Origin of the sequence: Lacticaseibacillus yichunensis, from assembly GCF_003946405.1 — a bacterium.
GTDB classification, from domain to species: Bacteria; Bacillota; Bacilli; order Lactobacillales; family Lactobacillaceae; genus Lacticaseibacillus; species Lacticaseibacillus yichunensis.
This window is the reverse complement of record NZ_RHOG01000056.1, coordinates 1-6,003: the sequence shown is the minus strand read 5'-3', so window position 1 is coordinate 6,003 and position 6,003 is coordinate 1. Positions and strand designations below refer to the sequence as shown.

The window sequence follows — 6,003 nt, the reverse complement described above, 5'->3', positions numbered from 1 at the left end:
TTGCACTAACAAGAATAGGTCTTCATGGCCTTTTTGGTCTAGTCGCTAAGGTGTTGCACTTGAATTGTAAACTGGGGAAGAAAAAATTAAATGATTTACAACGTAAAATTTTTGCGGGGTTAAATGTAAAAAGTGTAATTTATGATGAGAAAGGAGGAAGGATAAAGTTCTTTGATCTTGATATTGCACCTGAAGGACTTAAAATTACCGGTAACCTCGGATATATCAAGCAAGGGATTCACTCAACATACGATCCTGAAAAAGATACAGCGATTGATACAACAGACAAAAATAAGCTTGATTACATCTCCTTCTATTTAGATGTCGATAACGAACTCTTGGCATACATGACGCTTCCAACACTTGGACGTACTAAAGTTTTGGAATACTTTAGTCGACTTATTAAATAAGGCTCTGATGTTGGTGTTGAGTTCATTCAAGAATCAAACGTTTCGGATATCAAACGAGAAATACAACGGTATCAAAAACTATCGAAATTAGTTGTTAAGCTTGTTCCGCCAAATGGGGATAAAGACGACTTTGCACAATTGGCAAGTTTGACAACTGACCGAATTGAGGGCAGTAACGCAACAAAAATTCAACAAACTTTTCAGACTCAGCGAAAAGAGGGATTGAATAAAGATAGCGATCTTGTTCAGAATTATATTACCGGTGCTGGACTTGGATATGCTGAATTAAAATTCAGCGGTAAAGATCAAAATGGCGATCCACTAGAGCTGGATACAAACAGGCACACACCATATACTAAGGACGTTCCCCGTGATCAGACAAAAAATCATCAAAAAATTTCTGATTCCGGAAGGGCCGGAATTGTATCGATAATGGAGTATCGAACTAAACTTCGCCTTGGTTTATCCAAAAAGGCATCTGAAAACAAACATCAGTGAGGTGATTAGTCTTGAAATCGAAAGACTTTCTCACGGAGAATAGGTTCATTAACTATCTCATTGCAACCAAGATGTATAAAGAGATGTACAGGTCAAAAGAAGGAATAATCTCAATACTACTTGCCGTAATTACTACTGGGTACTACTGTTATTTATCATCCGTTATTTCGGCAGATTCCTTAACAGAAGCACTGAATTCGCTTCTTTCATACGTATTAGGTGGGGGCTTTGGCCTGTTAGGATTTCTCGTTGGAGGTCTTGGCATTCTTATTGGGTCGATAAGTGATGAAATGATTGAGGTGATAGATAACGGCGGCATGTTCCAAAGTCTGCTTGGCATCGTGTTCAGGTTTTACTTTGACGGCGCAATTTTGTTTGGCGTAATTACGTGCTGCATCGTTGATTTATCTTTGTTATTACTTCCAGGGTCTTTCTCTCTGGTGTGGTTCTGTATCGCCGGATGGATAACGGCATATTGTTTTTGGTACGCTTTGATGCTGTCAGTAATGCTGTTAGGCACATCCATTCGTCTAATGGTGTTACGCCATTCAATTTTACATCGTTGACGAGTGTTATGTTCGACAGCGCTAATTTTGGCCTGATATTCTTTATCAACAACGGAGTGTGTTGGCTGGTTGGTTTACTCAATATTTCTGATGCGTTATTTGCTTACTAAGACAATAATATCGTTGCTCGTATTCATCATTTTTAAGCCTATACCATGGCCGTTGGTGCTATGATATGGGTGTTTTTTTGCATTTCGGAGATAGTGAAAATTGGATTACAATCTTGACGTTACTGCTGGTGTTTTTGGCGCACAACTTTCGCATCGCGGTGTCAGCACGGTGATCACCTATTTCAACAATGAACATTAAGAACGGGTTACAGTTCAACTTTCAGTTTCAAAACACGTCCTACAAACCGTCTGTATATGCTGAGAGCGAAAGTTCTCACAGACCTTCCGGAAGGGTCTTGCAACGCATCGCCGCCGTGCGCGGCGTGCAGCGCGAAAGCCGCTAGCGCGAGCGGCGGCGGTCGGCGTTAGCCGGCCGCCACAAGCCCCCGGTCTCTAATAGGGGGGCAAATATTAAAGACAAAATACACGTAAGTAGGACGAAAGCGCCGGTGGCAAGCCACTTTGCGTAGGCAGATTGGTGACTTTGCTGTCAGGTCGCTTCGAAAGGAGCTAACATGCTGAAAGATTTGAACTTAGTTGGTGGGATGACGAATACCGACTGGCTAAACCAGTTTCATGATGAGATGCGCACGCACAAGATTACTCAGGGACAATTGGCGAAGACAGCAGATTACAGTCGTTCACACCTGAACCAGCTGCTGACGGGAAATAAGCCGATTAACAAGCAAGCGCGATTGCGGTTGACGTTGGCGCTACGATCGCTGACCGGCCAGAACAACATTGACGTCTGTATTGATTATTTGGGCGTTACTTTCAAGTCGCACGACTATGAAGAACTGGTGACGGAACTGTTCCAGATCAATCTCAATCACTTTAACCTTAAAGAAGGCGCGCGCTATGGTTACAGTGCCACATTCAAATGCGGCGAAATTGATGTGTTGTTGTCACCGTATCAAGATGTGAATGCAGACGGTTATGATCCAAGCGAAGATAGCGGCACGATGGTTGAGCTGAAGGGCCAAGGCTGCCGCTATGTTGAATCGTATTTGCGCCAGCAAGATCGCACCTGGTACGACTTCTTGGAGACCTGCATTTCGCTTGACGGTCATTTCACCCGCATTGACCTCGCCATCAATGATCGTAATGGTTTGCTCGACGTGCCAACCTTGATTGAGAAGTGTGACCGCGATGAATTCACCTCGCGTTTTCATGGCTTTCGAGATAATCGCACCAAGCAGTGGGAGGTATCGGGCAGAACTTTGTATCTGGGGTCGCCGCAAAGCGAAGTTTACTTCTGTATTTACGACAAGGCCTTTGAGCAACACCAGAAGCACCCTCAGATTGCGATTGAAGATCAACCGATACGGACGCGCTTTGAGGTCCGCTTACGCCGCAAACGCGCCGCTGCGGCAATTAAGAATCTGTTGGCAGAACGTGATCCAGAGAAAGTTGTGTTCGGCATCATCAACCGTTATCTGCGCTTCTTGACGCCGAGCCACAAAGCGAAGAGTCAGTGGGCGACAGATCCGCGTTGGGATGCTTTCATCGGCAATTATCGCGACAAGCTGCGACTCTCCACTAATCCTGAACCATTGAGTTACTCGCACATTACCCGCTGGCTGAAGAAACAGGTCGCGCCGTCACTGAAGATGTTGCAGCTGATTGATCAGTACAACGGCACCACCGAGCTGAAGGCGATTATTGACGGCGGCAAGCTGACGCAACGCCACTGGGACTTGATTCATCACTATCAGCACCACCGTAACGGCGTTTTGACGGATGCAGAACCGAGTGAGCAAATCAAAAAGGATGACTACGCCGACCAAAGCAAGTAGCCACCCTTCACAGATAAGATATGGGTCCTATCTGGTTTGATTATCTCACTTCAATCAATGAGAAGGAAGTGACGTAATTGGATAAGAGTTTTGTCTGCTATCAAGATCTGATGGCATTAGGATTTAAGCAGCACACCGCGCGCGATATTATTAGACAAGCGAAGCAAAGGATGGTACAAAAGGGTTATCCCTTGTATCTCAACCGAAACTTAGGGCGCGTGCCGCGTTCTGTCGTTGAGTCCATTCTCGGATCACCGATGAATGGAGCTGTTGAGAATGAGTAAAACCAAATATCCAGGCGTATTCATAGACGTCAAAGGTAACTTTTACTATGAAACCGAGTTAGGCACCGATAAGATGAGTGGCAAGCGCGTCCGCAAGAAAGGGCGGAAGGACAGTCAAGGAATGCCATTCAGTACCGCGTTTGCGGCAAACAAGGAACTCACGCGGGTGAAGCGCGAATATCATGAGGCGCATGGGTTTACGAACTTCCGTATGACCTACCGCCAATTCATGAAAGACGCGTATATCCCAGCATACAAAACTGACGTGGAGGAAAGCACTTTCGCTGTCCGCAATCGCAGCTTTGATATCTGCATCGCCCGGTTCGGCGACCTGCTGTTACGTGACATCGACATCACCGACGTGCAGAACTTCCGCACGTGGCTGCTCACGGATGAGAAAGACGGCGGTGCGGGCTACTCGCAAGGTTATGCCGGGTTGGTGTTCGGCTGCTTCCGCAAGTCCCTTGACCACGCGGTGCAGATGCAGTATCTGTCCAGTAATGTGTCGAAGCGGGTCAAGGCGATTCCCAAGGCCAAAAGCAGCGTACCATTTTGGACGAAAGCTGAGTTTGAGCAAGTCATTGCGCAAATCTGCATTGATGACATCTATGGGCACCTGAACTTTGTGATGTTGTGGCTGTACTTCCTGACTGGCGTGCGGGTCAACGAAGGCACGGCGCTGTGGTGGCGTGATGTTGATCTCGCTAAGAAGCAGCTGCACGTTGACCATATGCTGGTGATGAAGAACCGGCACGACTGGGAACGCCACGACTACACGAAGACAGATAGCGGCAAGCGCATCTTGACGCTTGATGATGACACCATAGCAATTCTACGGCGCTGGCGTGAGGTGCAGGTGAGTTTTGGTCTGGGTGGGGTTGATGACTTCATCATGACCTACGACGGTTTACCGATGACCAAGTCGACGATCTCACGGATTATTCACCGCTACGCCAAGTTGGCGCAGGTGCATCCAGTCGAAGGCAAAGGGCTGCGTCACAGTCACGCGTCGTATCTCATCAATGAGTTCAATGTTTCGGTGCTGGTGTTGTCTAAGCGCTTAGGCCACTCGTCACCTGAGATCACGCTGAAGCACTACTCGCACTTGTGGGGCGGGCTGGATGCTGACATCGCCGAACAGATTGCAGGCAACATCACGATCAAAACGGCGGGTCAGAATCAGGTGCGATTCGTGGGGAATCAGGCGGTGAAGTACGACCAACTAAGCCCCGCCAAACTCCCCGCCAAAACGGCAGTTGAGGCGTAGAAAGTCTGTAGTGACGCGAGTTGGCGCCGCTGAAGATACGCTCGAGTGGGAATAGACAGAATCGGCTTATAAACGCCGGTATATCAACGTTTTGATGACTGCCTAACCCGTTCGTGCAACTATCGTGCAACTTCTGGTGCAAGTCCAGCGGTAACACCGTTGTTTTGAACCTGCGCCACGTCTGATTTAGCGGTCGAAATTTCGACTAGACCATTCAGCCGTTTGGCGGCCTCAAAGTTCATATTCGGATATAAATGCCCGTAAGTTCCGAGCGTCGTCTGAATATCTTCGTGGCCGAGGCGTTCTTTAATCACCAGTGGGTTCTCACCCAGACTGATCAATAGCGAAGCATGTGAATGCCGTAAAGCATGAACGCGGATGCGATGGACTCCTGCCAGAGCTGCATGCCGCTTAATGATTCGCATGACCAGATCGCGGCGAGTAGGAACGCCGTTGAACGATAGAACAAAATCCGTTTTACACTCAAGCGCTTGTGCTTTCTTCCAATTGGAGAGAAGCTCAAGCGTTTTTGCGTCCAGTGGAATCGTGCGATTGCTGGCTTTGGTCTTCGGTGTGGAGAAGGAGTAGTTCGTGTAGCTGCGTAACCACAGCGTCTTGTTGATCCGAACTGTGCCTTCCTCAAAGTCGATGTCGTCCCATTGCAGGGCGGTTGCTTCACCAATGCGCATACCAGTCATAAACAGAAACCAGAGAGTGAAGAAGCAGAAGTGCTGGTAGAAGTCTTCGATATAGAAGGTCTTAATGACCGCCTCGAATTCTTCCTTCGTCCAGAAGTCCACTTGGTTCTTCACTTTCTTAACGTTGCCGACGGTCTTGGTGGGGTTCTCATTCATGAAGCCGAGTACAATGGCTCGTTGAAAGACGCGTGATAGCATGCATTGGACTAAGCGAGTGTAACTTTTACTTAGTGGCTGTTCAAAAACGTGTAGCATTTGATACTAGTGATTTTAGGTCATTACTGTCATATAATAAACGCATACGAAATTCCGGTTTTCAGACATTTCCCGTGCATTTACGAAATTCACTCGGAGGTTTTATCCATGGTTTATCG

General features: G+C 47.2%; 5 protein-coding genes and 2 pseudogenes. 6 read left to right on the top strand and 1 reads right to left on the bottom strand.

Annotated elements, in window-relative coordinates; all coding sequences use genetic code 11:
- The 6 genes and pseudogenes from EKM95_RS11750 to EKM95_RS11245 all read left to right on the top strand — a co-directional run.
- A pseudogene (locus EKM95_RS11750) lies at window positions 1-410 on the top strand (hypothetical protein); the annotation flags it as partial.
- Window positions 411-434: 24 nt separating this feature from the next.
- Entirely contained in the window at window positions 435-908 is a 474-nt protein-coding gene (locus tag EKM95_RS11265; RefSeq protein WP_125698514.1) for a DUF4747 family protein, read from the top strand.
- Between the two features lie 11 nt (window positions 909-919).
- Window positions 920-1,474: a hypothetical protein gene (locus EKM95_RS11260; protein ID WP_125698512.1), complete on the top strand. Its 555-nt coding sequence runs from the start codon at window positions 920-922 to the stop codon at window positions 1,472-1,474.
- 625 nt (window positions 1,475-2,099) lie between these two features.
- The gene (locus EKM95_RS11255; RefSeq protein WP_125698510.1) at window positions 2,100-3,380 is read left to right on the top strand and encodes a replication initiation factor domain-containing protein; all 1,281 of its coding nucleotides are present in this window, start codon (window positions 2,100-2,102) and stop codon (window positions 3,378-3,380) included.
- 77 nt (window positions 3,381-3,457) lie between these two features.
- Window positions 3,458-3,664, top strand: coding sequence for a DUF3173 domain-containing protein (locus tag EKM95_RS11250; RefSeq protein WP_003575700.1), 207 nt, complete (start codon window positions 3,458-3,460; stop codon window positions 3,662-3,664).
- Window positions 3,657-4,931, top strand: coding sequence for a tyrosine-type recombinase/integrase (locus EKM95_RS11245; protein ID WP_125698508.1), 1,275 nt, complete (start codon window positions 3,657-3,659; stop codon window positions 4,929-4,931). Before EKM95_RS11250 ends, EKM95_RS11245 begins: the two co-directional genes overlap by 8 nt.
- 119 nt (window positions 4,932-5,050) lie before the next feature.
- On the opposite strand, the pseudogene EKM95_RS11240 reads toward EKM95_RS11245, so the two are convergent.
- Window positions 5,051-5,851, bottom strand: a pseudogene (locus EKM95_RS11240) (site-specific integrase); the annotation flags it as partial.
- Window positions 5,852-6,003 lie beyond the last annotated feature (152 nt).

What these genes read in the sequence shown, in the direction of transcription:
- EKM95_RS11245 (WP_125698508.1), top strand. Translation starts at nt 3,657, where the DNA reads ATGAGTAAAACCAAATATCCAGGCGTATTCATAGACGTCAAAGGTAAC.
- EKM95_RS11255 (WP_125698510.1), top strand. Translation starts at nt 2,100, where the DNA reads ATGCTGAAAGATTTGAACTTAGTTGGTGGGATGACGAATACCGACTGG.